Source organism: Xanthobacter aminoxidans, from assembly GCF_043193615.1.
GTDB lineage: Bacteria > Pseudomonadota > Alphaproteobacteria > Rhizobiales > Xanthobacteraceae > Xanthobacter > Xanthobacter aminoxidans.
The window spans coordinates 208769-233800 of record NZ_JBAFUS010000002.1; the positions used below are offsets into that span (position 1 = coordinate 208769).

22 protein-coding genes are annotated in these 25032 nt (G+C 68.2%); 7 read left to right on the forward strand and 15 right to left on the reverse strand.

Annotated features, from left to right (window positions below; translation table 11 throughout):
* Positions 1-6 precede the first annotated feature (6 nt).
* Positions 7-1425 (forward strand): sensor histidine kinase, encoded by a 1419-nt coding sequence (locus tag V5F74_RS09975; protein WP_051679345.1) that lies wholly within the window; start codon positions 7-9, stop codon positions 1423-1425.
* A 224-nt stretch (positions 1426-1649) separates the two neighbouring features.
* Positions 1650-2087 (forward strand): hypothetical protein, encoded by a 438-nt coding sequence (locus tag V5F74_RS09980; protein ID WP_024277891.1) that lies wholly within the window; start codon positions 1650-1652, stop codon positions 2085-2087.
* Between the two features lie 117 nt (positions 2088-2204).
* Here V5F74_RS09980 and V5F74_RS09985 read toward each other — a convergent pair whose 3' ends face one another.
* Positions 2205-3044 carry a universal stress protein gene (locus tag V5F74_RS09985; protein WP_029555111.1) on the reverse strand — a complete coding sequence of 280 codons (840 nt, stop codon included), beginning with the start codon at positions 3042-3044 and terminating at the stop codon, positions 2205-2207.
* A gap of 137 nt (positions 3045-3181) precedes the next feature.
* Between V5F74_RS09985 and V5F74_RS09990 the strand changes: the two genes are divergently transcribed.
* On the forward strand, positions 3182-3817 hold the full coding sequence (locus V5F74_RS09990; RefSeq protein WP_394007746.1) for a MarC family protein: 636 nt from the start codon (positions 3182-3184) through the stop codon (positions 3815-3817).
* Between the two features lie 34 nt (positions 3818-3851).
* On the opposite strand, the gene V5F74_RS09995 is transcribed toward V5F74_RS09990, so the two are convergent.
* The 7 genes from V5F74_RS09995 to V5F74_RS10025 form a co-directional block, all read right to left on the reverse strand.
* On the reverse strand, positions 3852-4913 hold the full coding sequence (locus tag V5F74_RS09995; RefSeq protein WP_029555109.1) for a heme-dependent oxidative N-demethylase family protein: 1062 nt from the start codon (positions 4911-4913) through the stop codon (positions 3852-3854).
* A gap of 14 nt (positions 4914-4927) precedes the next feature.
* Positions 4928-5884 carry a PDR/VanB family oxidoreductase gene (locus V5F74_RS10000; protein WP_394007748.1) on the reverse strand — a complete coding sequence of 319 codons (957 nt, stop codon included), beginning with the start codon at positions 5882-5884 and terminating at the stop codon, positions 4928-4930.
* Complete coding sequence (locus V5F74_RS10005; protein ID WP_374252233.1) at positions 5881-6468, reverse strand: dimethylamine monooxygenase subunit DmmA family protein; 588 nt, start codon at positions 6466-6468, stop codon at positions 5881-5883. The genes V5F74_RS10000 and V5F74_RS10005 overlap by 4 nt, the downstream gene beginning before the upstream one ends.
* 11 nt (positions 6469-6479) lie before the next feature.
* Positions 6480-8162 carry an APC family permease gene (locus V5F74_RS10010; RefSeq protein WP_250168220.1) on the reverse strand — a complete coding sequence of 561 codons (1683 nt, stop codon included), beginning with the start codon at positions 8160-8162 and terminating at the stop codon, positions 6480-6482.
* Between the two features lie 226 nt (positions 8163-8388).
* Entirely contained in the window at positions 8389-10683 is a 2295-nt protein-coding gene (locus V5F74_RS10015) for a DUF1989 domain-containing protein (RefSeq protein ID WP_394007751.1), read from the reverse strand.
* Positions 10684-11196 (reverse strand): flavin reductase family protein, encoded by a 513-nt coding sequence (locus V5F74_RS10020; RefSeq protein ID WP_029555105.1) that lies wholly within the window; start codon positions 11194-11196, stop codon positions 10684-10686. It abuts the gene before it with no gap.
* 126 nt (positions 11197-11322) lie between these two features.
* Positions 11323-12726, reverse strand: coding sequence for an acyl-CoA dehydrogenase family protein (locus tag V5F74_RS10025; protein WP_394007753.1), 1404 nt, complete (start codon positions 12724-12726; stop codon positions 11323-11325).
* A 400-nt stretch (positions 12727-13126) separates the two neighbouring features.
* Between V5F74_RS10025 and V5F74_RS10030 the strand changes: the two genes are divergently transcribed.
* Positions 13127-14257: an aminomethyltransferase family protein gene (locus tag V5F74_RS10030; RefSeq protein WP_394007755.1), complete on the forward strand. Its 1131-nt coding sequence runs from the start codon at positions 13127-13129 to the stop codon at positions 14255-14257.
* 81 nt (positions 14258-14338) lie between these two features.
* Here the strand turns inward: V5F74_RS10030 and V5F74_RS10035 are convergent, their stop codons facing one another.
* A complete protein-coding gene (locus V5F74_RS10035) occupies positions 14339-15304 on the reverse strand; it encodes a ring-cleaving dioxygenase (RefSeq protein ID WP_394008888.1) in 966 nt (321 codons plus the stop codon).
* Positions 15305-15612: 308 nt separating this feature from the next.
* Between V5F74_RS10035 and V5F74_RS10040 the strand changes: the two genes are divergently transcribed.
* The 3 genes from V5F74_RS10040 (at position 15613) to queD (ending at position 17886) form a co-directional block, all read left to right on the forward strand.
* Positions 15613-16773 carry an alpha/beta hydrolase gene (locus V5F74_RS10040; protein ID WP_197022912.1) on the forward strand — a complete coding sequence of 387 codons (1161 nt, stop codon included), beginning with the start codon at positions 15613-15615 and terminating at the stop codon, positions 16771-16773.
* Positions 16774-16858: 85 nt separating this feature from the next.
* Entirely contained in the window at positions 16859-17494 is a 636-nt protein-coding gene (gene queE, locus V5F74_RS10045; protein WP_029555100.1) for a 7-carboxy-7-deazaguanine synthase, read from the forward strand.
* A 35-nt stretch (positions 17495-17529) separates the two neighbouring features.
* A complete protein-coding gene (gene queD / locus V5F74_RS10050; RefSeq protein WP_029555099.1) occupies positions 17530-17886 on the forward strand; it encodes a 6-carboxytetrahydropterin synthase QueD in 357 nt (118 codons plus the stop codon).
* A gap of 7 nt (positions 17887-17893) precedes the next feature.
* Here queD and V5F74_RS10055 read toward each other — a convergent pair whose 3' ends face one another.
* The 6 genes from V5F74_RS10055 to V5F74_RS10080 all read right to left on the reverse strand — a co-directional run bounded on the left by V5F74_RS10055 (position 17894) and on the right by V5F74_RS10080 (position 24875).
* Positions 17894-18454, reverse strand: coding sequence for an NADPH-dependent FMN reductase (locus tag V5F74_RS10055; RefSeq protein WP_081837404.1), 561 nt, complete (start codon positions 18452-18454; stop codon positions 17894-17896).
* Between the two features lie 94 nt (positions 18455-18548).
* Complete coding sequence (locus V5F74_RS10060) at positions 18549-19694, reverse strand: DUF1513 domain-containing protein (RefSeq protein ID WP_245279246.1); 1146 nt, start codon at positions 19692-19694, stop codon at positions 18549-18551.
* A gap of 4 nt (positions 19695-19698) precedes the next feature.
* Positions 19699-20790, reverse strand: a complete 1092-nt coding sequence (locus tag V5F74_RS10065) for an imelysin family protein (RefSeq protein WP_029555096.1) — start codon at positions 20788-20790, stop codon at positions 19699-19701.
* A 48-nt stretch (positions 20791-20838) separates the two neighbouring features.
* Positions 20839-22086 (reverse strand): di-heme oxidoredictase family protein, encoded by a 1248-nt coding sequence (locus tag V5F74_RS10070; RefSeq protein ID WP_029555095.1) that lies wholly within the window; start codon positions 22084-22086, stop codon positions 20839-20841.
* 2 nt (positions 22087-22088) lie between these two features.
* Positions 22089-23576, reverse strand: coding sequence for a multicopper oxidase family protein (locus tag V5F74_RS10075; protein ID WP_394007759.1), 1488 nt, complete (start codon positions 23574-23576; stop codon positions 22089-22091).
* A 24-nt stretch (positions 23577-23600) separates the two neighbouring features.
* Entirely contained in the window at positions 23601-24875 is a 1275-nt protein-coding gene (locus V5F74_RS10080; protein ID WP_029555093.1) for an imelysin family protein, read from the reverse strand.
* Positions 24876-25032 lie beyond the last annotated feature (157 nt).

Below are 25032 nucleotides of genomic sequence, written 5' to 3' on the forward strand. Positions count from 1 at the left end.
ATGGCCATGGACGCAGCGCGACGCCCGCCGGAATACACGCCCGGCTCCCTCGCCTTCCGCCTCGTGCTCTCGGCCATGGCCATCACGGTCGTGGTGCTGCTGGTGGTGGGCTTCGTGCTCGCCTCCCTCTACCGCAGCTCCGCCGAGCGCGCGTTCGACCGGCAGCTGGACATCTATCTGAAGATCATCGTCGCCGACGTCGCCAATGCATCCGAGCGCCTCCCCGAGCCGGAGGCGCTGGCCGACCCGCTGTTCGCCTTCCCCAATTCTGGCTGGTACTGGCAGATTGCCCTCAATTCAGGTGAAAAGCTGGAGCGGCGCACGTCCCGCTCGCTGGTGGGCGCAAGCCTCCCACTGCTCGCGGAGCAGGGCATTCGCGGCCGCCCCGGCCTGATGCGGCAGGGCTATGCGACCGGCCCGGGCGGCGTCGCCCTGCGCATTGTCGAGCGCGACGTGGACCTCGGGGCGGATGCCCGTTACGTGGTTTCGGTTGCAGCGGTGGCGTCCGACCTTGAGGCGGAGATCTCCGCCTTCAACTTCTCGCTCGCGGCCACGCTGGTGGTGCTGGCCTGCGCCTTCCTGCTGGTGGTCATCGTTCAGGTGCGGTTCGGGCTGAAGCCGCTCACGCGCATCTCGGAGGCGCTGTCGGACGTGCGCTCCGGCAAGGCCGAGCGGCTGGAGGGCACCTATCCCATCGAGATCGTGCCGCTGGTGCGCGAGGTGAATGCCCTCATCGATGCCAACCACGAGATCGTGGAACGCGCCCGCACCCACGTGGGCAACCTCGCCCACGCCCTCAAAACTCCCCTTTCCGTGCTGATGAACGAGGCCGGCACCCGCGACGACCCGCTCGCCGTGCGCGTGCGCGACCAGGCCGGCGTGATGCGGGACCAGGTGGCCCACCATCTGGAACGCGCCCGCATGGCGGCCCGCATCTCGGTGGTGGCGAGCGTGTGCGAGGTGACGCCGGTCATCACCTCGCTCGCCCGCACCATGGAGAAGATCCACCGCACCAAGGACCTCGCCATCGACGTGCGCATCCCGGAAGACGTGCATTTCCGCGGCGAGCAGCAGGATCTCGAGGAGATGTTCGGCAATCTCATCGACAATGCCTGCAAATGGGCCTCCTCCCGCGTGGAGGTGGAGGTGCTGGTGGAGCGGCCGCGCACGCCGGGAGACCGGGTCTATTTCCACGTCAGCATCGACGATGACGGCCCGGGCCTTGATCCCGCCCGGCGGGTGGATGTGGGCCGGCGCGGGCGGCGGCTGGACGAATCTAAGCCCGGCTCGGGCCTCGGCCTCTCCATCGTCCACGAGCTGGCCCTGCTCTATGGCGGGCGGTTCGAGCTGAGCTCCGCCCCCATCGGCGGCCTCCGGACCGAGCTGGTGCTGCCCGCCGCCGCGGCGCCGCCCCCGACCACCTGACGCCTCGGGATGACGCGGGGCAGGGGGTGACACCGTGGCGCTACAGCCTGCGGCAAACCGTCTTCACACTGAGGCTTGCGGCGCCTAAGAGAGGCCGTCAGCCTCTCCGTCGCCCCATTCGGTGATCCGATGTGGTGGCCCGATCGTTGATGACGTGCACGGCAATTTGCCCGCAAAGGCAGATGGCCGCCGCGTCGCCCCGCTTTTTTGCCTGAGGCCCGTTCATGTCCGTCCGCGTGTTCCGCGTTTCTCCCGCATCCGCAGCGGTCCTCGCCCTTGCGCTGGGCGGGTGCGCGACCGACACGACCGGGACCAAGGCGACGGCGGCCCTCGCGGCCCTGCCCACGGCGCCTGTCATGTCGGGCACGGTCTCCGGCGGCCTTATCAGCGGTGGCATCGGCAACGGGCTCGACGACGCCGACCGCCAGCGCGCCTACGACGCCGAGATTTCCGCGCTGGAGACGGGCGGCCCCGGCTATCCCATCGGCTGGAAGGGCGACGGCACCGCGCGCGGCACGGTCATCGCCGGCCCGCCCTACAACCGCGCCGGCTACCAGAGCTGCCGCGACTATTCCCACACCATCTATATCGACAACCGCCCCCAGATCGCCCGCGGCGCCGCCTGCCGCACGGCGGAAGGCCGCTGGCAGCCGGTGAGCTGAGCGCCGGTGGAAGGCCCGCCGCCTGAGGCGGTGCGGGCGCAAAGCGGGCGCTTGGCTTCGTGGGGTGATTTGGAACAGCGACGCGAGGCGGCCTGAGGCGCGCCGCGCTGGCTGGCCTCAGTAGGACATCAGCAGGGGGACCTTGCAGTCCTCCAGCAGGGACTCGGTGACACCGCCCAGCACCCATTCGCGAATGCGCGAGTGGTTGAAGGCGCCCATCACGATGAGGTCCGCGCCGATCAGCCCGGCCTGCTCGCGCAGAGTCTCGGCGACGCCGTCCGGGCTCACCACCAAATTCTTCACGTCCACATGGACGCCGTGGCGGGCAAGGTGCGGGGCCAGCTCGGCGCCGGGAATCTCGTGCGCCAGCTCCTTCTCCGAGCCGATGGCGAGCACTTCCACCGAGGCGGCGGACTTCAGGATGCCCATGGCGTCGTTGACGGCGCGGGTGGCCCGTACGCTCGCGTCCCAGGCGATGAGAACGCGGTCGTGCTTGAAGGTCTCCACCCCCGGCGGCACCACGATCACCGGCCGGCCGCTTTCGAACAGCAGCGCCTCGATGAGCCCCCGGTCGGCGTTGACGGTGGCGACCTCCGCGTCCAGCACGGCGATGTCGTGCACCCGCGCCTGGGCGACGAACAGCTCCACCAGCTGGCCATAGCCGAGCTGCGGCGTCTCCACCGAGGCAGCGACACCGGCGGCGGCCGCATCGCCCCGCGCCCGCTCCGCCACGTCCTGTGCGAGCTGCTTCAGCCGCCGGTTGTGGGCGGCGACGAGGCCGGTCGCGACATTGCTGACAAAGGTGTTGCCCATCACCACCTTGAGCGAGGCCGCCTGGATGGTCGCGTGGGCGCCCGATTGCTGGGCCAGCGACAGGCCGTAGGCGAGCGCGGAGGACGGCTCGTCCACGCCCTCCTCCGTCATGCCGATGAGCACGCTTTTTATATTCTGCACCATTTGGCGTTTCCTCCTGACACAAGATCAAGGTACCCGAAGGCTTCAGCTTGTCGTTGCGTCATGTCAAGGCTCGTCGTTCCCGCCTGCCGGTTGCCAGCCCTTTCCCTTGAGGTAATAAGGGGCGCAAGGGAGCGCCCATGATCGATGATCTGAACCTGTTCGCGAGCCAGCTGGTCACGCTCTGGGTCGTGCTGGAGCCGCTGAGCCATCTCAGCATGTTCCTCGCCACCACCTCCCACCTCGACCGGCAGGAGCGCCACAAGGTGGCGGCGATGGGCACCGCCTTCGCCTTCCTCATCCTGGTGGTGTTCACGCTCCTCGGCCGGATGCTGCTGGAGGCGATGGGCATCTCCATCCTCGCCTTCCAGATCTCCGGCGGCATCATCCTGTTCTATTTCTCGATGACCATGATCTTCGGGGCGATGACACAGCATGCCGTTACGCCCGATCCCGAGCGGCGGCTGGTCCACATCGCGGTCTATCCCATCGCGACGCCCATCGTGGCCGGTCCGGGCGCGATCCTCGCCATGGTGCTGTTCTCCGACAACAACCGCGGCGCGCCGCTGTCCCAGCACCTCATCACGGTGAGCGTGCTGGTGCTGATGTCGGTGGTCTTGTTCGTCATCTTCTGGCTGGGCGACTACATCGCCAAGGTGCTGGGGGAGGGCGGAGCGAGCCTGCTGCGGCGGATCATGGGCATCCTGCTCGCCGCCTTCTCGGTCAATCTGGTGCTCAACGCCTTCCAGAAATGGCTCAACCTGCCGCCGATCTGAGCGGCGGCAGGCTGGCTGTCGCGGGGCCTGAGGATCAGGCCTCGATCTTCTCCATATCCGGGGCGATGCCGGGCGAGGTGGCCGAGCCGTCGTCCAGCGGCGCCAGATAGTCCACCACCATCTGCTGATAGCGCGGGATGCCCTTGTAGGCGGCGATGTCCGGATGCAGGTCGCGCAGCACCCGGTGCAGCCGCCGGCGCCACTTCGGCACCTTGGCGATGTCGGCGACACTGGTGAGATAGCAGCGGATGCCGAACAGGATGGCGTTGGAGCGGGGCAGGCGATAGAGCGTCTGCAGCTCCACGCGCAGGTGCACCTTCTCCGCCACGTTCTCGGGCGTCACCGACGCCTTGTCCGGCCCCCACACGGGATAATTCTCCGGCGAGGTGTCGAGGCGCGGGTTCACCGTCATGGTCCAGTTGAGGCGGCGCACCGGCTGGCCGTACTGGAGGCGCAGGAGATACTTCAGGGCGCGGTCGAACACGCCCTTCTCATGCGCCAGCGGCACCGGGCCGTGCCACTCCTGGAAGCTCATGCCGATGTCGAACTCCAGCGACCAGTCGGCCTGGCTCGTCACCATGCCGCCGTCCACGAAGAGGTTGTCCTCGCGCTGGTCCTGAAGGGTGAAATCGCCCTGCGCCTGCCGGGTGATGTACTCGAACGGCCCGCAGGGCAGCGTCTCGGCCTTGCCGAAGATGAAGCTCTGCTGGATGCCGAGCGGCCGGTTCACCCAGGTCCAGGCGTCGCCGTCCTTCGACAGGGTGAAGTGCTCGGGATAGTCGGCCGCGAGGTTCTCCATGATCATCTCGAGGCTGTCCCACTCCGCCGTCATCATGTGCGGCAGCACCTGACAGCGCTTGGGGTCCTCGGCGAGGATGCGGGCGCGCTCCTTGCATTCGGCGATATAGTGCTCGTCAACGTCGAACTGCGCCTGGAAGGCGGCCGTGGGGCCACCGCGCACGTGCGGCTCGATGTTCACCGAATACATGTAGCTGTCTTCGGGGAACGGGAAGGGGAAGCGCAGGAGATCCTCGGGCGACTTCTTGTAGGTGAAGGTGTCGCGGAAGGTCTCTGCGGGCTTGAACTGAACGGTCATGGGACCTCCCGGGATCACAGGTCGATGACGATGCGCGGGCCGCGGGCGCGCGACACGCAGGTCATGATGAGGGTGCCGGCCTCCTTCTCCTCCGCGGAGAGGAAGTCGTCGCGGTGTTCCGCCTCGCCCTCGACGAGGGGGGTGGCGCACTGGCCGCACGCCCCGCCACGGCACAGGCACGGGGCCTCGACGCCGGCCGCCTCGATGGCCTCGAGCAGGCTCTGGCTCTCGCCCACTTCCACCTCGATGCCGGACTTGCGGAGCACGGCGCGGAAGGGCAGGCCGGTGATGTCGCCGCCGAAGCTCTCCTTGTGCACCTTGGTCCTGGGCCAGCCGAGGGCCGCGGCGGTGGAGGCGACCGCCTCCATCAGGCTGTGCGGCCCGCAGACATAGACATGGGTGCCGAGCGGCTGGCGCGCGAGCAGGCCGGCGAGATCGAAGGCGGCGCGGCCGCCGCCATGCACGCGGATTTCCTCTCCCGCCGCATAAGGCGCGAGCAGGCGCTCGAACACCGGCACTTCCTCCAGCGTCGCGAGCTGGTGCAGCTCGAAGCGGGCCCCGCGCGCCTTCAGCTCCGGCAGGAAGGAGAGCATCGGCGTGATGCCGATGCCGCCGCCGATGAGCAGGTGCTTCTTCGCGGTGGAGATGAGCGGGAAGAGGCTCACCGGATTGGCCATCTCCAGCACGTCGCCGGGGGCGACCTTGCGGTGGAGATGGGAAGAGCCGCCGCGCGACTGGGCGACGAGGCGCACGATGATGTCGTAGCGGCTCCGCTCGGAGGGCGGGGAGACGAGCGAATAGGCGTTCTTCATCACCCGGGCGCCGTCGCGCAGGGTGAGGAGGACGTGTCCGCCCGCCGGCGGGGTGGGGAACACGCCGCCATGGACGGGCTCGAAGGAGAAGCGCTTGAGGCTCGGCGCGAGCTCGACGATTTCGCGCACGCGCACATTGAAGGGCTGGGCGGCGGTCATGCGTAGAGCTCCTCGGCCTCAGGCACCTCACCCGGCACCTCGGCATCCACCTGGACGCCCATGAAGGCGGCGAGCCGCCGTGAGAAATGATCGCGCACGAACAAGGATGCGCCGCAGCCCGGGCAGGTGAAGATGGAACTGGTGACACCCTCGGTCACCGTCCGGCAGTGGACGCAATAGATGCGCCGCGCCTTCGGGCCGACCTCGGCGAAGGCCGTCTCCTGCCGGCTGAGGCCGGCCTTCTCGGCGCGGCCCCACACGTCCCACAGGAACGGCTCGGCACCCGCCGCATAGAGGCGCAGCCCCATGGTCTCGCGGGCGAGCCGCTCCTCCAGCGCGGAGAAGAGGTGCGTCACGGACCGGAAGGTGGCGACGCTGCCCGGCGCCTCCTCCATGGCCGGGGCGGAGGGCACGGCGCTGCGCCGGGCCACCGTCCAGACCTCGAAGGCGGAGGGGACAACCCCCTCCGCCAGTGCCTCAGCCGGAACCTCGGCCGCCTCGACCACCAGCAGGTGGTGCCGGCCGGACGGGTCCGGGGCCAGCGGGGCGTACGTCGGGCGGCTCTTCATACCCTGGTCGCTCATTTCGTCTCCGTTCAATAGACCGCAATGCTGCGGGCCACGATGATGACAACGGCGCCAAGCACGAGAGCGAGGTAGGGCAGCATCCCCGCTCGCGTGCCGGCACCGGGTTCGGCCTTGAGGTGCATGTCCTCCATCATCGCCGCGGGGAACTGACCCTTGTCCGTCACATAGTGGCGGAACAGGAACACCGGGATGATGGCGGCCGATACGATGAGCCCGGTGACCAGCGTGCCCGCGCCCCAGATGTCGGCACCCATGCCGAGCAGGAACAGGTTCACGTAGGCCAGCACCGTACCCATGCCGATGAGCCAGATGGGGGCCTTGAAGGGGCGATCCCAGGCCGGACGGTCGATGCGGTGCATCCAGGCGGAATTGAGGTTCAGGAAGTTGAACAGGATGTAGCAGACGTTGGAGATGGCGAGGATGAACACATAGTCCGACATCATCAGCAGGATGAGGTTGAAGCCAAGGTCCGTCCACATGGCGCGGGTGGGGGCGCCGTTCTCGTTCACGTGGCTGAGGTACTTGGGCAGCCAGCCGTCCACCGACGCCTGGTAGAGCGTGCGCGAGGAGCCGGCCATGGAGGTGATGATGGCGAGCATGAGCGCGAGGATCAGCATCACCACGATGATATTGTGCACCAGCGGGCCGCCCTTGAGCATACCCGCCATGGCGCTGGCGACGCCCATGCCGGAATAGATGTCGGCGGACAGGATGCCGTCATAGACCGCCGGCGTGGTCACGGTGCCGGAGGCGTCCACCACCGCCGGGGTCACGAGCTGGCCGAGGCCGAGCACGCCCTGGAAGGAGATGGGCACGATGGTGAAGACGAAGATGCACAGGAGCCCGGAGTAGAGGATGGCCTTGAAGGTATCCTTCTTCGGGTCGCGGAACTCGCGCGTGTAGCAGACGGCGGTCTCGAAGCCGTAGGTGGACCACGCGGCGATGAACAGGCCGCCGGCCATCAGGGTGAGGCCCGCCATGTTCCATTCGCCGGCGATCACCCGGCCGGCCTCGTCCTTGGCGAGCGGGGCAAACGGCCCGAGATGGGCGGCGAGCACGTCGCCGGTGAACAGCGGCACGAGGCCGATGAGGATCAGCGGCAGCAGCGCCACGACACCGAGGATGACCTGCACCTTGGCGGTCTGGCTGATGCCGCGATGCTGGATGGCGAAGGCGATGAGCAGCAGCACGGCGCCGAGGACGAAGGTGGCGTTGATGCGCAGCGCGAGGCCCGCCTTCAGCCAGCCGAGATCCACCAGCGTGAGCTGCCAGGTGTTGATGGCGGCATCGGGCGCGAACAGGATGGAGAGCACGTAGCCCGCCGCGAGGCCGGAGCCGATGGACAGCACCGGCGACCACGCCAGCCAGTTGCACCACACCGAGAACGGCGCGAGCAGCTTGCCGTAGCGCACCCAGGCGATGGCGCCATAGACCGAGGCGCCGCCCGACTTGTGCGGGAACAGGCCGGCGATTTCGGCGTAGGAAAAGGCCTGGATGAAACCGAAGATGATGGACAGGATCCACACGAACCAGGCCGGTGCGCCCACGGTGGCGCCGATGGCGCCGATGGAGAAGAGCACGAGGGCAGGCACGCCGCTCGCGATCCAGAAGGCGCCGGTCCAGCTGATCTTGCGTTGAAGCGAGCCGGCCTCAGGCGCGGCGACCGCCTCGTTGGTTGCTGCGATACTCATTGTTTTTCCCCTCGAATTATGAGGGGAGTTTCCGGAGAAGAAACTTTTTTGTCAATGTATAAATTGGCCGACTGGACGGTAAAGGCGGCTCAATTTGCACGCATCTCCCGCCCAATGCATGAGCATTCTGTCGTTAGGGAAAGAAATGCCTTCGGCCCCGCGGCGCAACGCGCGGGGCCGGGCTGTTTCTACAAGGACCAAGGCGTCATCGCAGGGCGATGACAGGTCAGGCTCTCACCCTCGTCTTCTGCGGGTCGAAATGGGGGAAGGGCACGATCTCGGCGCCGATGCGCTTCCTGTGTCCGTCCAGTTTGCCGATCTCGATGCCCGTGCCGGTCGTGGCATGGGCGACATCGATGCGGGCAAGGGCGATCTGGGCTTTCAGGATGGGCGAGCGCGTGGCGCTGGTGACGACACCCACCTGCGCCCGGCCGACATAAAGCGGGTCGCCATGGCCCACCGCGTCGTTGCCCTCGATCACGAGGCCCACGAGCTTCCGCGCCGGGTTCGCCTTGCGCCGCGCCAGCGCCGCCTTCCCCACGAAATCCTCGTCCTTCTCCGCCACGGCGAAGCCGATACCGGCCTCAAAGGGGTCGGTCTGGTCGCAGAAGTCGTAGCCGGCGAAGACCAGCCCCGCCTCAATGCGCAGCATGTCCAGCGCGGAGAGGCCGAGCGGCTTCATGCCCTTCGGCGCGCCCGCCGCCCACACCGCATCAAACAGCGCCTTTCCATCCTTGGGATGGCACCAGATCTCGAAACCCAGTTCGCCGGTATAGCCGGTTCGCGAGACGACCAGCGCCGGCCCGGTCGGCCCCCCGAGGCGCGCGACCGCGAAGCGGAACCACTTCAGCTCGGTGATGGCGGGCTGGGTTGCCCCGGTCCAGATCACCTCGGCGAGAATCTCCCGCGACAGCGGCCCCTGCACGGCGATGTTGTGCAGCTGGTCCGTGGACGAGCGCACATGCACGTTGAGGCCCCACTCCGCCGCCTTGGAGCGCAGCCAGGTGCCGGTGAATTCCTCGCCGCACACCACCCGGAAATTGGTCGGCGACAGGCGGAACACGGTGGCATCGTCGATCATGCCGCCGTGGTCGTAGCAGAGCGCGGTATAGACCACCTGGCTCACCGCCAGCTTGCGCATGTCGCGCGTCACCGTGCGCTGGAGCAGGATCTCGGCGTCCGGCCCCGTCACCTCGAATTTGCGCAGGGGAGACAGGTCCATCACCGCCGCCTTCTCGCGGCAGGCCCAGTATTCGGCAATCGGCCCCTCGCCGGTGAAGCAGGTGGGCAGCCAGAAGCCGCGATACTCCACGACGTTGCGCGTGTGGGCGGCAAGGCTCTGGTGGAAGGCGCTCTCGCGCGTCAGGCGCGGTTCGGCGTCGGCACTCATGCGGAACGCGATCCCCTTGGAGAAGTTTTCAGCGCCGTCATAGACGCGCACATGGATGTCGGTGGGCTCCCAGCCATTGGCGGGGTCGATGTCGTCGGCGCAGGAGGAGGTGGCGCACACGAGATCGGTCAGGGCCCGCAGCAGCACATAGTCGCCCGGCCGCGACCATGGCTCGTCCATGGTGATCGCGTTGGTGTGGTCCACGGCCGTATTGTAGAAGAAATTGATGGCCGGCCAGCCGGCGCGCTCCCGGATGCCCAAAGGCGCCAGCACGGCGTTGAAATTGTCCGTGCAATTGGCATGGCCGGGATAGCCCATGTCCTCGTAATATTTCGCCGAGCAGGCGAGGGCGAAGGTGTCGTGGCGGCCCACCGTGTCGCGGATCACCTCCACCAGCGGGAGCTGGCGCTCGTCGTAATATCTGGAATGGAGCCCTGGCCCCGGATAGGCGGCGCCCATGAGGGTGCGGGTGGTGGTGGCGTCGAGGCCGAACTCCGCGCCCGTCTCCAGCGCGGCGGCGTCGAAGGCGAGGAAGTCCGCGCACTGGCGGCCGTCCACGTCGATGATCTGGATGTAGTCTCCCGCCTTCACCGTATAGGCCCGGGCCTCGGCCGCGGGCACGCGCACATCGAGCTTCGGCGGCGCGAGCGGGGCGGGGAGGGGACGGCCGCGGCCCCGGGCGCGGGTCACAGTCACGATGAGGTCGGTGGGTGCGTCCTGCGCATCCGGCGACATGGGGCCGCCGGGGGCGGCGACCACCACGATCACGTCGGCCCGCGCCACGATCTCCGCCGTCGCGCCCGCACTACCATCTCGCGACAGCGACGCCCGTCCCGCCAGCGATGCCGGCGTGCAGCCGTTTTCCGCCAGCAGCCGGACGACCTCTGCGCTGCCCTCTCCCCCCTGGTCCATCAACGCCGGCAGCGTCTCCACGCCGGCGCCCTCCCAACCCTCCACCGCATCTCCATCAGTGACGAAGGCCAGCGCCGGCTGGAGCCCTTCCGGGTCCAGCACGGTCAGCCGGTCCCCGGCGCCGAGCGTGACGGCGGCCATGCCGCCGCCGCGCACCACCACCCGCTCTCGGGCGGCGGCAGTTGGGGAAGGACCGGGCGGAAGCAGGGAGGCGTCCATTCACCCCTCTTGAGCGATGGAGGCGAGCAGCCGGTAGCTGCCGCGGTAATAAAGCAGCGGATCGCCCTCGCCCTCGGCGTGCAGATGCACCACGCGGCCGACGAAGATCACATGGTCGCCGCCGTCATAATGGGCATAGGGCACGCATTCGAAGGTGGCATGGGCGGGCACGAGGCGCGGCGCGCCGGAGGGACCGACCTCCCAGGGCGTGGCGGAGAACTTGTCCTCGCCGGCACGGGCGAAGCGGTTGGAGATGTCCTGCTGGCTCTCCATGAGGATGTTGACCGAATAGGCCTTCGCCTTCTCCAGCCGCGCCAGCGAGTGCAGCGAGCGGGCCATGGAGAAGAGAATCAGTGGCGGGTCCAGCGAGACGGAGGAGAAGGAATTCACCGTCACGCCGATGGGGCCGTCCTCGTCCTGCGCCATCACCACGGCGATGCCGGTGGCGAAGCGGCCGAGGGCGTTGCGCAGTTCGCGCGGATCAAAACGGGCGTCGAGATCAATGGTCGTCATGGCAAGGTACTTCCTGAAATGCGACAGCCCGTCCATGATAATCCCCTTCGATGGCGGGCGCGCGGGCCTTCGCCCCTCTCCTGAGCGACGGAGAGGGACGAAGGCTCCGCGTGGTGGCGTCCCGCGTCACGCCACCTTGGCCGGCTGAAGCTCGGCCAGCAGCTTTTCGGCGAAGGCGCGCTTCTCCGCTTCGTCCATCTTCTTGATCTCGTTGTTGAGCACGCGCTCGTTGATCGACTTGTTCCAGTAGTCCAGCGAGCCGAAGCCGAGCAGCGCGGCCTTGCCCACGAACTGGCGCAGAACCTCGTTGGTGGGGCCCATCACCCAGCCGGCCTTGCCGTCGCGCAGATAGCGCTCGATCTGGAGCGCCGGGCGGAAGCCGGTGCCGCCGGTGGCGTGGAGCATCTTGTCCACCACATGGGCGACGTTCTTGGCCGCCTCGAACTTCACCTGCCACAGCCAGTGGAGCAGGGAGGAACGGGGCAGGGCATCGATGTCCTTGTGGATCGACCAGTCGCAATTGTTGGTCACCGAATCCAGCGCCTGCGCCATCTGGTAGTCGAAGGCGCGGCAGGAATTTGTGTCCATGATCGCCTCGCCCACATAGTCCTGGATGGTGGGGTAGTCGGCGACGCGCATGCCCACGTCATTGTGGGTCTTGCGGGTGGTGTGGCGCTTGGCGATGTCGATGACCGCCAGCGAGATGCCGTTCCAGCAGGCCGACGAGCAGGTGAGGAAGAAGGGGTCCACCACCTCGTCGTTGGACTTGGCGCCGTCGCCGATGGGGCCGACGAGGGCCTCCTTCGGCAGCACCGCATTCTCCACCACGATGGGGCCGGACTGGTTGCCGCGCAGGCCGAGGCCGTCCCACTCGGAGGGGTTGGCCTTCACCTCGTCCTTGGTGACGAGGAAGCAGGAGAGGTCGGAATAATCGCCGGAGAAGCCGGGGCTGGTGGTCTGGACGATGTACCAGTCGGCGAAGCCGCCGGAGGTGGTCCAGGAGGCCTTCTTGGTGACCTTCCAGCCTTCTCCATGGGCCTCCGCCTTGGAGGAGATGGGATACCAGAAGTGCGAGCCGGTCTCGGGGTCGGAATAGGAGAGCGTGCCGATGAGCACGTCGGTGTCCAGCCGCTTCAGGATGTCGGTGAGCAGCGGATTGTCGTGGTGCCGCAGCAGCGCGGCCGCCACGGCGCCGAGGTGCATGGTGTAGCACATGGCGGTGGAGGGGCAGCCGTAGCGGGCGATGGTCTCCACGACCATGGCGGCGCAGACATGGTTCTGGCCGAGGCCGCCCAATTCCTTCGGCACGTTCAGAGAGAGCAGGCCGAGGGTGGCCAGCGCCTCGAAATTCTTGCGCGGGTAGATGTAGTTGGCATCGCTCTCCACGGCGTTCGCGCGCAGCGTGGTCTCGCACAAGGCGATGAGCTTTGCCTGCAGATCCTTCTGCTCGGCGCTTAGCAGCCACTGGGGGTCCCACTCGAAGCCGAGCCCCCAGAACTCTTCCTTGCCCCACATCTTCGTCTCGGACATGTCTCAAGCTCCGCCCGGGCCGGCGCGCGGGCAGTCCCCGCGGCCGTCCCTGCCATTTGCGATCACGCTGTGGCGCGCCTGTTCCCCTCAGTGAACTTTTTTGACGCGGTAGAAACGAGAGTGCCACGGGCCAATTTTGGTGCAAGCCCATTAGTTGGGCGTTTGAGGCCCGCAGGATGACCACGATCTGGGCGACGCATGGGTCCACCTCGCTTTCCTTTGCCGCCTTTCGCGCCATGCTACCAAAGAAATTTCTTCTGAGGAAAAGTAATTGACAGGAGCGTTGGCCCGCCATCAGGATGCGGTCGTCGCGGCGCGCATGGCTGGCCTTGAGGCCGCCTGAGCCGCCCGCCTTAACGACGGGCCCGGCTACGGGCCGGCATCCTTCAAGAGAGGGCACATGACCAGCGCGACCATTCTGCGCCAATCGATCCTCAACGACCGCCACCGGGAACTCGGCTCCAAGCTCGAGGAATCCTGGAACGACATGGCGATCCCCCAGCATTACGCGACCGATCCCTATCTGGAGACGGAGACGGTGCGCACCCGCGCCGGCCTGTTCGATGTGTCCGCGCTGAAGATCATCGACCTCTCGGGGCCGGACTCCCTCGCCTTCCTCAACAAGCTGCTCACCGCCGATATCTCCAAGATCCCGGCCGGCCGCTCCATGATCTCCTCCATCGTGGACGACGAAGGCGGGCTCATCGACGACGTGCTCGTCTATGTGGACGGCGACGGCAAATTCCGCCTCTCCCACGGCGGCGGCGCGCTGGAAGAGGCGCTGCCGGTGGTGGCGCAGGGCTTCGATGTCACCTTCTCCCGTGACAACGACGTCCACATCCTCTCCCTGCAGGGCCCCCTCGCTCTCGACATCCTCTCCCCCCACACGCCAATGGTGCTGAAGGACCTGCCCTATTTCGGGCATGGCAAGACCAGCCTGTTCGGCATCCCGGTGTCGCTGGCGCGCGGCGGCTATTCGGCCGAGCGCGGCTATGAAGTCTTCTGCGCGGCGAAGGATGCGGTGTTCCTCTGGGACAAGATCCTCGAGGTCGGAAAGCCGTTCGGCGCCATGGCCGTGTCGTGGGATTGCCTCGACATCGTGCGGGTGGAAGGCTCCCTGCTGTTCTTCCCGTTCGACATGCCGCACAAGGACACCACGCCCTTCGAAGTGCTGATGGACTGGTCCGTGGACCTCTCCAAGCCGGACTTCCGCGGCAAGGCCGCTCTCCTCGCCCGCAAGGGCACCGAGCGCACCCATCAGGCCGGGCTCGAGGTGCTGGCGGCGAAGGCGGTCACGCCCGGCGCGAAGATCTTCAAGGATGGCGCCGAGGTGGGCGTGGTGAATTCCACCACCTACAGCCGCCACCTCATGAAGTCGCTGGCGCTGGTCTCGCTGCGGCCCGACGTCACCGCGCTCGGCACCGCGCTCACCGTGGTGGACGGGGACGAGAGCTTCGAGGCCAACGTGGTGCGCACCCCCTTCTACGATCCCATGCGGCTGCGCACGCATCCGCTGGAAGAGCGGGCCTGACGCCCGCCTGAGACGCAAACAAAAGGCCGGCCGGACGGGATCTCCCCGTCCGGCCGGCCTTTTTTGCGTTTGGAGCTGCCCTCAGAGCGGCTTGAGGCCGGCCTCGATGGCGCTGCGGCGGCCTTCCAGGAAGGGCGGCAGGGCGAGGCGTTCGCCCAGATGGGCGGCATCCTCGTCGGCGGCAAATCCCGGCCCGTCGGTGGCCAGTTCGAACAGCACGCCGTTGGGCTCGCGGAAATAGAGCGAGCGGAAGTAGAAGCGATCCACCATGCCGCTGTTGGGGATGCGCAGCTCCTTCAGCCGCCGCGCCCATTCCTCGTATTGGTCGAAGGTGGTGACGCGGAAAGCCACATGGTGCACCGCGCCCGCGCCCTGTCCGGCGGGGGAGAGGCCCGGCTCCACCTTCACATGCACTTCCGCGGCGGGGCCGCCCGCGCCCATCTCGAACACATGGATGGCGCGGCCATCCTCGGCGGCATAAGTGCGCACTTCCTTCATGCCCATCACGTGGATGAGCACGGCGGCGGTGGGCGTAAGGTCCGGCACCGAGATCAGGATCGGCCCGAGGCCGCGGATCTGGTGAGCCTCCGGCACCGGGCTCTTCGCCCAGGGCACGCCCGGCCCCTTGCCGTCATCCACGATCAGAGCGAGGCGCTGGCCCTCGCGGTCCTCGAACGGAAGCTGGTGGCGGTCGTCGCGGGTCTCGATGCCGGCATGGGCAACGCCCGCGTCGGTGAGGCGCGCGGCCCAGTATTCCAGCGCCGCCTCGTCCCGCACCCGCAGCGAGGTGCGCACGGCCGCATGGGTGCCCCGGTGCTCGCGCGGCACCGGCCAGTCGAAGAAGGTGAGGTCGGTGCCGGGGTTGGCTTCCCCATCGGCATAGAAGAGGTGATAGGCGGACACGTCGTCCTGATTCACCGTCTTCTTCACGAGGCGCATGCCGAGCGTCTGGGTGTAGAAGCGATGGTTGTAGGGCGCGTCGGCCGTGATGGCCGTGACGTGGTGAAGTCCGGTGAGCGGCCCGGTGGTCTCGGTGGTGTTCTGCATGGTGTCCTCCTCCGGCGTGCGGAGCCTCGTATCTGTCTGGCGCCAGAGATAGGCGGACAGCCGCTCCGGTACGAGAACCACGGGCGCAATCTGGGCTTGCCAATTTGCAAGTCGATTGGATGGAATAGGGCTCGGTCGCCTCTCTCATGCAATTTGTGGTAACCGGGAGCGTGGCCGCGATGGCACCATTTCACCGGTGTTCAGCATTTCCCGAGATCGCCGTTCATCCGCCTCATTGTTTGTGCCAAGAAAGTCCTCCATGCGGGGGGCATGCACTTGCGAGCGGCAGATTTCGGGGGATGTGGCGCATGACGCAGCGCAATCTGGTTCTGCGCCTCGTGGCGGCTGCGACGGTGGTGATGCTCGTCGCCGGCTGCTCCGACCGCCCCGGTATCGATGCGCTCATCCCGGTCTCCGCTCCGCTGGCTGAGGGCGCGCGCGAGCAGGTGATCCTCGTCGCCTCCACCCGCGAGCGCGATCCGCGGCCCGGCGTCTTCTTCAACGGCGAGCGCTCCGCCCAGCTCAATTTCGCGAAGATCGACCTCTCGGTTCCGCCCACGCACAAGCCGGGTGAGATCGAGTGGCCCAAGAACGGCCTCGGCAATCCCGCCACCGACATGGTGGTGCGGGAGGCCGTCTATCGCGACACCGAAAGCGAGTTCCTGCGCGACCTGAAGAGCGAGCTGGCCCGCCGGCCGGCCGGCAAGCGCAAGGTCTTCATCTTCGTGCATGGCTACAACACCATGTTCTCCGAGGCGCTCTACCGCCTCGCGCAGATGGCGACGGATTCCGATGCGTCGGCCGTTCCTGTCCTCTTCACCTGGGCCTCGCGGGCGACCACGGAGGGCTATGTCTATGACAACAACAGCGCCACCGCCGCCCGCGACCAGCTGGAGGAAACCATCCGCCTCGCCTTCGGCAGCGGCGCGGAACAGGTGAGCATCCTCGCCCATTCCATGGGCAACTGGCTGACGGTGGAGGCCCTCCGCCAGATCCGCATCTCCGGCAAGACCCTGCCGCTCAACAAGATCGGCGACATCATCCTCGCCGCGCCCGACATCGACGTGGACGTGTTCAAGACCCAACTCCGGCGCTTCGGCAAGCCGCCGAAGCCGTTCGTCGTCGTCGTCTCCCGAGACGACAAGGCGCTCGGCTTTTCCGACTTCCTCGCCGGCAAGAAGCCGCGGCTCGGCGAATACGCCAACGACACCGAACTCGTTGGTCTGGGCGCCGTCGTGGTGGACATGACCAACGTGGAGGCCCTCGACAGCTTCAACCACGGCAAGTTCGCGCAACTCGCGGCAATGGCGCCGCAGTTGCAGAGCGCCATTGCCGGCGCCAAGGGCACCGCAACCGCCGATACCGTGCAATTGCAGGGCGTGCGCATCACCGGCCTCGATCCGGCTCGGGCAGCACAGTCGGCCGGCCCTGCGCTGCCGGCCACCGCCCAGCCGGCTCCGGCGCAATAGGGCCAGGCCGGCGAGCCTTTCGCGGATGTGCCATGCCCGGCCGGCGCTTCCCTCGCGGGCGCGTTCGGTCTAAAGGCGTCGCCTCATGGCCTATTCAGTCAAGGAAATGTTCCTCACCCTGCAGGGGGAGGGGGCGCAGGCGGGGCGTGCTGCCGTCTTCTGCCGGTTCGCGGGGTGCAACCTGTGGTCCGGGCGGGAGGAGGATCGCGCCGCCGCCCAATGCCGTTTCTGCGACACGGATTTCGTCGGCATGGATGGCGAGGGCGGTGGCCGCTTTGCCGATGCCGCGGCCCTTGCCGAGGCCATCGCCGCCGTCTGGGGACAGGCCGGCGCCGAGCGCCGCTTCGTCGTCTTCACCGGTGGGGAGCCGCTGCTTCAGCTCGACCCCGCCGCCATCGCGGCGGTGCATGCGCGGGGCTTCGAGATCGCGGTGGAGACCAACGGAACGGTTGCCGCGCCGGAGGGGCTCGACTGGATCTGCGTCAGCCCCAAGGCCGGAACCGAGCTGAAGCAGCGCGCGGGTCACGAGCTGAAGCTCGTCTTCCCACAGGCCGGGCTCGATCCCGCCGAGGTTGCGGGCCTCCCCTTCGCCAATTTCTTCCTCCAGCCCATGGACGGGCCGGATCGCCGCGCGAACACCGATGCGGCGGTGGCTTATTGCCTCGCCAATCCGCGCTGGCGCCTGTCCGTCCAGACCCACAAGATGATCGGAATTCCATGACCACCCCTGACACCCCGGCGGCGCTGCCCGGCCGCGTGCGGATCACCCAGGGCTTCACCTTCGAGGCCGCGCACTTTCTGCCCAACGTGCCGGAAACCCACCGCTGCCGGCGCGTGCACGGCCATTCCTATCGCGTGGACCTCGCGCTGGAGGGGCCGGTGGACCCTGTGACCGGCTTCGTGGTGGACTTCTTCGACGTGGAGAACGCCTTCGGCCCGCTGCTGAAGCAGCTGGACCATTATTGCCTCAACGACGTCGAAGGACTGGAGAACCCCACCGCCGAGATCATCGCGGCGTGGATCTGGACGCGGATGAAGCCGCTCCTGCCCACGCTCGCGTCCGTGCGGGTCTACGAGACGCCCATGTCCTACGCGGAATATTCGGAGGGCTGAGCGGGCCTCAGCCTGCGGCATCCCCCGCCTGCGCCTTCTTCACGAAGGTCGCGAAGGCGGCAAGCTGCTTCTTCACGAAGTCCAGCGTGCCCTGGTCCGTGACGATGCCGTCGGCGATCTTGGTGTGGGCCTGGGCGACCATCACCTCCGGCACGTTCATGACGTGGGCGTTGAGCGCCACCAGCACCTGCCGCAGGTGATATTGCGCGCGCCCGCCGCCCATGGTGCTGGGCGAGGCGGACATGATGAGGGTGGGCTTGCCGGCGAGCGGCTGCGGCTTCAGGCGCGAGAGCCAGTCGATCGCATTCTTGAGGCCGCCCGGAACCGAGTAATTGTATTCCGGCGTGACGATCACCAGCGCATCCGCCGCCGCGACCTTGGCGCCCATGGCCGTCACCGGGGCCGGGAAGCCTTCCGCCTCGATGTCCCCGTCATAGATGGGGAATTCCGCGACGGAGGGCAGAATCGTGAGCGTCGTCCCCTCCGGCGCGATGCCGGCCAGTGCGCGGGCGAGCGCGGCATTGAGGGACCCCTTGCGAACGCTGCCGACAAGCACGACCCAGTTCATCGCCATTCTCCCGCTGCCCGCCATGGGCTCGCCGGGGATAATGGCGCAAAACCGGGAAGGTTGCGTGAGCCCAGGTGAAAACCACCGGTGAAAATCAGCCGATCCGCACCATGTGGTTGTCGTAGCGCGGCCCGCCGGTGCGCCGCGCGGTGATGGCGACGCCCTCGGGCGCGGCCTTCACCACGATCACTTCCCCATAGCCGGACGCGGCCACGAACATCCCCGCCTCCGCACCGGCCGCGAGGCCGCAGCCATCGGTGAGGGGCACTGCGCCGATATAGCGGCCGTCCGCCTGCCACACGGCGACCTGGTTTCCGCGCGGGGTGGCGCAGGCGACGAAGCGGCCGGACGGGTCATAGGCGACCGAGCCCACATATCCCCGCAGCGCCCGCCACGCCTCGTCCGGCGCGTCGAAGGGGGTGAGCGCGCCATCGGCGGCGATGCGGAAGAGGAGGGGGCGGGCCTCGCCGTCCTTCAAGAGGTCCTGCGCCGCCACCACGGTGCCGCCATTGCCGTCGCGGGCGAGGTGGCGGAGCGACAGGCTGGCGAGGTCGGCGGAGAGCTTGCCTTCGCCGCGCACGGCGCCGGTTGTGGGATCGACGAGGGTGACGCCGGAGCCCGTCACCTCCGCGTCGCGCGCCTCCGGCGTGTTGGGCTCGATGCCGCCATTGGCGATGACGAGGGCGGCGCCCGAGCGCATGAGATCATGCGGGCCGTCGCCGCCGCTCGGCCATTCATCATGGATGGCAAAGCCGCCATCGACCGCGCGCACGGCGACAACGCCCCGGCCCATGGCGCGAACGCCGTCCGCGGGATGCTCGATCTCGTTGGTCAGAAGCAGCCGGCCGTCCGCCGTGAAGCGGCCATGGCCGGAAAAGACGCGGCCTTCGCCCGGCCCGAAGCGTGCGACCACGCCGCCCTTGCGGCGGTCGAACACGAGGGCGATGCGCCCCGGCCGCCGCCCCACCGCCACCGCGAGCGGGCCGACGGGGCTCGCCTCGATGCCATGCAGCCGGGCGTCGGAGGGGGCCTCCGGTGTGGCCGCGAAGCTGGTGTCGAGGCCGACTGCGGCGAACCCCTCGCCCACGCCCGCCGTCGCCAGCCAGCCCTCGTCCAATTCGGCGGCACGCGGGCCGCCCGGCAGGGCCGCAGCGGCGAGGAGCGCGGCGCCGCCGAGCAGCAGGCCGCGCCGGCCGATGAGCGGGGCGTGGTCGAGGCGGGCGCGCATGTCCGTCGCCATGGCCTCAGTCGCCATCGAGGGCGTTGAAGCCCAGCGAGATGCCGAAATAGGACGCGATGGGCTTGTAGACAGCGAGCTGCGCCGCCTTGAAGGTCTTGATGGTCGCGTGGATGCCCTGCGCGCCCGATGCGGTGGCAGCAGCGGCGCCGATATCGGCGGGCAGCTTGTCGGCGGCGGCATCGGCGGCGGTGGCGGCCTTGTTGACCACGAATTGCGGCCGGCTCGGCATCTGCGTGCCCACGGCGACGAGGAGGGCGTCGGCGCTGTGGATCATGTTCGCGGCGACGCGGCCGGAGCGGCCGGAGCGCCAGCTGTCGGCGACCGTCGGCTTGGCGTCCGCAGGGCTGGCGCCCAGCACGGGCAGCAGCTTGGTGTCGGTCACGCGCTGGTAGGCGCCGGACAGGTCGGTGAGGATCATGCCGGGCAGGGCGCCCACATCCGGGAACAGGGCGGGATCGCCCTTGCCGGAGACGATGGCGCCCAGCGCGCCGGAGGACTTGTCGCCCCACGCGGTGCGGATTTCGCCGGTGATGGTGGCGAGATTGTTGGCGATGGCGGTGCCGAGCGCGCAGCGCCGTGCCGCCTCGGGGCCTGCGACCAGCGCCTCGGCTGCGCCTTCCTCATAGAGCAGCCGCTCCAGCGCCGGCAGGCCCTGCACCGCCGCGCTCGACTGCATGAAGCGCTCGGGCGCGAGGCGGGCGGGATCGCTGTCGGCGATAATCTCGGACAGCCCGCGGCTGATGCCGTTGCGCCGGTCCGGGAAGAAGGAGATGCGGTCGGCCCGGAGCGACAGTGTGATGGGGCCGAAGGTGACGAACTCCACCGCGTTCCACGCATCCGCGGCCTTGCCATAGGCCTCCTTGAGCGGGGCCATGCCGGCCGCCGAGGGGGCGGGGCAGAAGGCGGCCCAGGCCTTCGCCTGCGCGGCGGTGGCGGCGGCAAGCGCATCGTAGCGCGGCAAAAGCCAGCCCTCGATGAGCGGCACGGGATCGAGCTTCGGATCGGCCGCAACGGCGGGGCCTGTCCCAAAAGCGAGCATGGCGGCGAGGGCCGCGCCAGCAAGGCGGAAGGAAGAACGGTGCGTGGCTTCAATCATGACGTCGATCCGCAATATCAGGCCCACACCGGCAGCGGCCGGCAAAAATCACAGGGAAGAAACGTACCGCACCAGCGCCGCCCTGTCCTTGGGCGGAAGCGCGCCGAAGCGCCGCTGGGCCGTCGCCGCCTCGCCGCCGTGCCAGGCAATCGCCTCCTCCACCGTGCGCGCGCGGCCATCGTGCAGCAGGCCGGTGTTGGCGGCGAGCGCATCGGAGAGGCCGGCGAGGGGCGCGGTGCGCCAATGCGAGGCGCCCACACCGGGCTCCGGCATGGTGTCGCCGAGGTCCGGGCCCATCTCGTGCAGCAGCAGATCGGTGTACATGCGGGCCGCGCCGCCGTCGGCAGTGGGCAAGGACGGCCGGTGGCACTGGGCGCAGCCGGTTGAGGCGAACAGCGCAGCGCCACGCTTGGCCTCGGCCTTGGGCAGGTCTTCCGGCTCGGGCTGGGGCAAAGAGGCGACATAGGCGACCACCCGGTCGAGCACCGCCGAGCCGATTTCCAGTGCGTCGTCCGCATCCCCGGAGGTGGCATTGGCATTGCCGTGGAGGGCCTGCCGGCAGGCGGTCTGGGTGGGCGTGCAATCGCCCCACGGCTCGGGGTGGAAGCGGTTGGAGAGGCCGAGATCGAGGAAGAAGGCTTCCGCCGACTGGCCGGCGAGGGTCGGCTGCGAGGCCTTCCAGCCGAAGCGGCCGATGGCTGTGCTGCCGTCGGCCTGCGTCACACGCCGCGCCATGCCCTTCACGCCGTCTTTGCCCTTCGCCTGCTCGCGCTCCACCGCGAGGATGGCGGCATCGGGCACAGCGGCGAGCGCCCCGCGGCCCTTGAGGTCCGGCCCGACGCGGAGAGACAGGCCGCTCGCGGGATCGAGCGGGCCATAGCCCAGCGCCTCGGGGTGGGGCTTGCGGGCGATGCGGCCGTCCGGCAGCGGCGTGTCGGTGACGCCGATCATCCCCTCGCTGGGAATGCCCGGCACCGCATCGATCTGGAACCGGCGGCCATAGACGGGATCACCGCTGCCGTCCGGCCGTCCGATCATCAGCACGAAGCCGCGCTCCGCCGTGCCCTTCTCCAGACGCGCGGGGGCGCGGCGGTCGGCGGGATGGCAGGTGGCGCAGGAGCGGGCATCGAACAGCGGGCCGAGGCCGTCGTCGCCCCGGGTCGAGGCGGGGGCAGGCACCCAGGGGCGCTTGAACAGGGCCTTGCCGATGGCGAGGTCCAGCTTGTCCAGGGTCTCGGCAGTGGCCGGCGTCGCGGAGAGGGCAGCGAGCAGCGCGAGGAAAAGACGCACGCGCATCCTCACACCACCCTGATCCAGCCCATGAGACCGGAATCCATGTGCTCCAGGATGTGGCAGTGGAACACCCAGTCGCCGCTGGTGGCGCGGAAGGCGATCTCCACCGTCTCGTTGGGCTCGGTCATGACCGTATCTGCGAGATAGGGCGGGATGTCCTTCTTCTTGGAGGAGGACAGCACGCGGAAGACGTGCCCATGCAGATGCATGGGGTGGACGTGCTTGGTGACGTTGGTGATGGAGACGACGTAGCTCGCCCCGTCCTTCAGCGTCGCCAGCGGCGGCGGCAGGCGCAGGTCCGCGCCGGCGCCCCAGGAATTGCGGTTGATGGCCCAGAAGGTCTTGCTGCCGACGCAGGCGGAGGCAATCAGCGCCTTGGCCAGCGGATCGTCCGGCGGCAGGGGATCGCCGCTCACGATGGGGCCGGCGGCGGTCTGCACGAGATAATCGATGCGGCTGGCGCGCTTCACGTCCGGCAGCGGCACCTTGGCGGGGGGCAGAGCCTTGGGGCGGAAGGCGGTTTTCTTGCGGCCCGGCTTGCTCCCGGGAGCGTCCACGCCGACCAGCGTGGTGAGCAGATAGGGCTCGGCGGTGCGATAGTCGTAGACCTTCACCTCCTCGCCGGGGCCGGGCATGCGCACATGCACGTCGATCCGCATGGCCGGGCCCATGCGCCAGATCTCGTTCGGCAGCTTGGAGAAGGGGAGGGGCGTCAGCGCCTGACCGTCGATGGCGATGATGGCCGCGTCTTCCGTCTCGCAGCCGAAATCGATGGTGCGCGTGGAATCGGCGACGATCACCCTGAGCCGCACGTCCCCATAGGCCGGCGCCTCGACGCGGGGCGGCACGATGGAGCCGTTGGTGGCGCGCACCGTGCCGAAGGTGCCGGCGGTGGAGGCGCCCTCATCGGTAAACATCTCCAGCCAGCGGCCGTCCTTTTCGTCGAGCCGCCAGTCCTTCACCACGATGAAATGCTCGGCATCGAAGCCGAGCTTCGCCTCGGCCGGATCGTCCACCACGAGCAGGCCGACGAGGCCACGGCCCACCTGGCCCGTCTCGTCGCAATGGGGATGGAAGAAGTAGAAGCCCGGATCGGGCAAGGGCACGTTGTAGGTGAACGTGCTGCCCGCCGGGATCGGCGCCTGGGTGATGGGCGAGACGCCATCCGAGAGATAGGGCACGCGCACGCCGTGCCAGTGGACGGTGGTGAGGTCCGGCAGGCGGTTCTCGAAATCCACCATCAGCCGCGTGCCCACCGGCGCGCGCAGGGTGAGGAAGGGCGTGCCGTTATAGGCGCAGAAGCCCTTCGTCACCGGCTTGCCCGGCCCCAGCAGCGGCATTTCCATTTCCGCCGCCGAGAGGGCGAGCCGGCGCACCGGCGCGCTCTTCGGCAGGGTGTCCACGGAGGCCGGCACGCGGCCGAGGGCGGAGGGGGCGAACCCCACCGCCCCCGCAGCCGCCGCGCCGGCCAGCAGCGCCCGACGCGAGATCATCGCGTCCGTCCCATCGTCATGGTCTCACTTCTTCTTCACGTTCTTCGGGTCGTCCAGGCTCTTGGAGCCTTCCATCTTGATCTGGAGCTTGAGGGCCGAGACGCCGCGCTCGATGGCGTGGGCCTGGGCCACGAGGGCGTCCACGCCGTCCTGGATCAGCTTGGCGCCCTTGGTGTTCCCCTCTTCCAGCATCTTGTCGTAGGTGATCTCGCCGGAATCCGCCACGTCCTTCAGGGCCTTGAGGGCGGCAAGGGCGGCAGCCGACTTGGCGTCGATCTCGTCGGCGATCTTCGGGTCGGCGGCGCGGATGAGGTCGGCGACCGAGGGGCCGGTGACCTTGGAGCCGTCCGGCTTCACGAAGGTGCCGTAATAGACGTCGCGGATGCCCACTTCGTCGTAATAGTGCGCGTTCTGAGTGTTGTTGGAGAAGCAGTCGTGCGCCTCCTCCGGATCATGGAGGATGAGGCCGAGCTTCATGCGCTCGCCGGCGAGCTCGCCGTAGGAGAGAGAGCCGAGGCCGGTGAAGATGGTGGCAAGGCCGGCCTTGTCGTTCTTCTTGATGAGCGCGGCGCGGGCCTTGCCCTTGGCGCCCCACAGGCCGGTCATCTCGTCGAGATCGGCGACCAGCGTCTGGGTGGCGACCTTGAGATACTCGCCGCGACGATCGCAATTGCCGTTGGTGCAGTTCTTCAGATCATAGTCGGTGTAGGGGCGCTGGCCCTGGCTGGGCGTCGCGTTGTGGAGGTTCTGGCCCCACAGCAGGAATTCGATGGCGTGCCAGCCGGAGCCCACGTTCGCCTCGACGCCGCCGGCCGAATTCAGCTCGTGCAGCAGCTTGGGCGTGATCTTGGTGACGTCCACCGTCTTCTTGCCGATGCGGATGGACTTCGAGGCGATCACATTGGCGGTGTAGAGCGGGTTCTCGTCGGACTTCTCGCCGTAGCTCTTCTTGTCCACGTAGTCGATCAGGCCTTCGTCGAGCGGCCAGGCGTTCACATTGCCTTCCCACTCGTCGACGATCTTGTTGCCGAAGCGGAAAGCCTCGGTCTGCTGGTAGTAGACGCGGGCCGCCTTCCACGCATCGCGCGCCTTGCCCAGGCTGTCGGCGCTGGGGGCGGCGAGGAAGGCGTCGATGGCCTTCTGCATGTCCTTGGCCGTGGCGGCGGACGAGCCGTACATCACCTCGGCGAGGTCGGCGTAGTGGACAATCACATCACGCGGCTTCGGCGCATCCGCGAGCACGGGGCTCGCGAAGGCTGCGACTGACGCGATGACGGCGCCGAGAAAATGCGCGCGCATCGACCTTCTCTCCTTGAAATTCGAAAACCGGAACCGGGGCCATTGCCCCATCGCGGCGGAGAGTATGAGCCGGGCCGATGGCGGGCAAGCGCTTGAGACAATAATGGAATTGTTCCATGTCCAGAGTGCGGGGCCTCGACTTGTCTCTCCCAAGTCA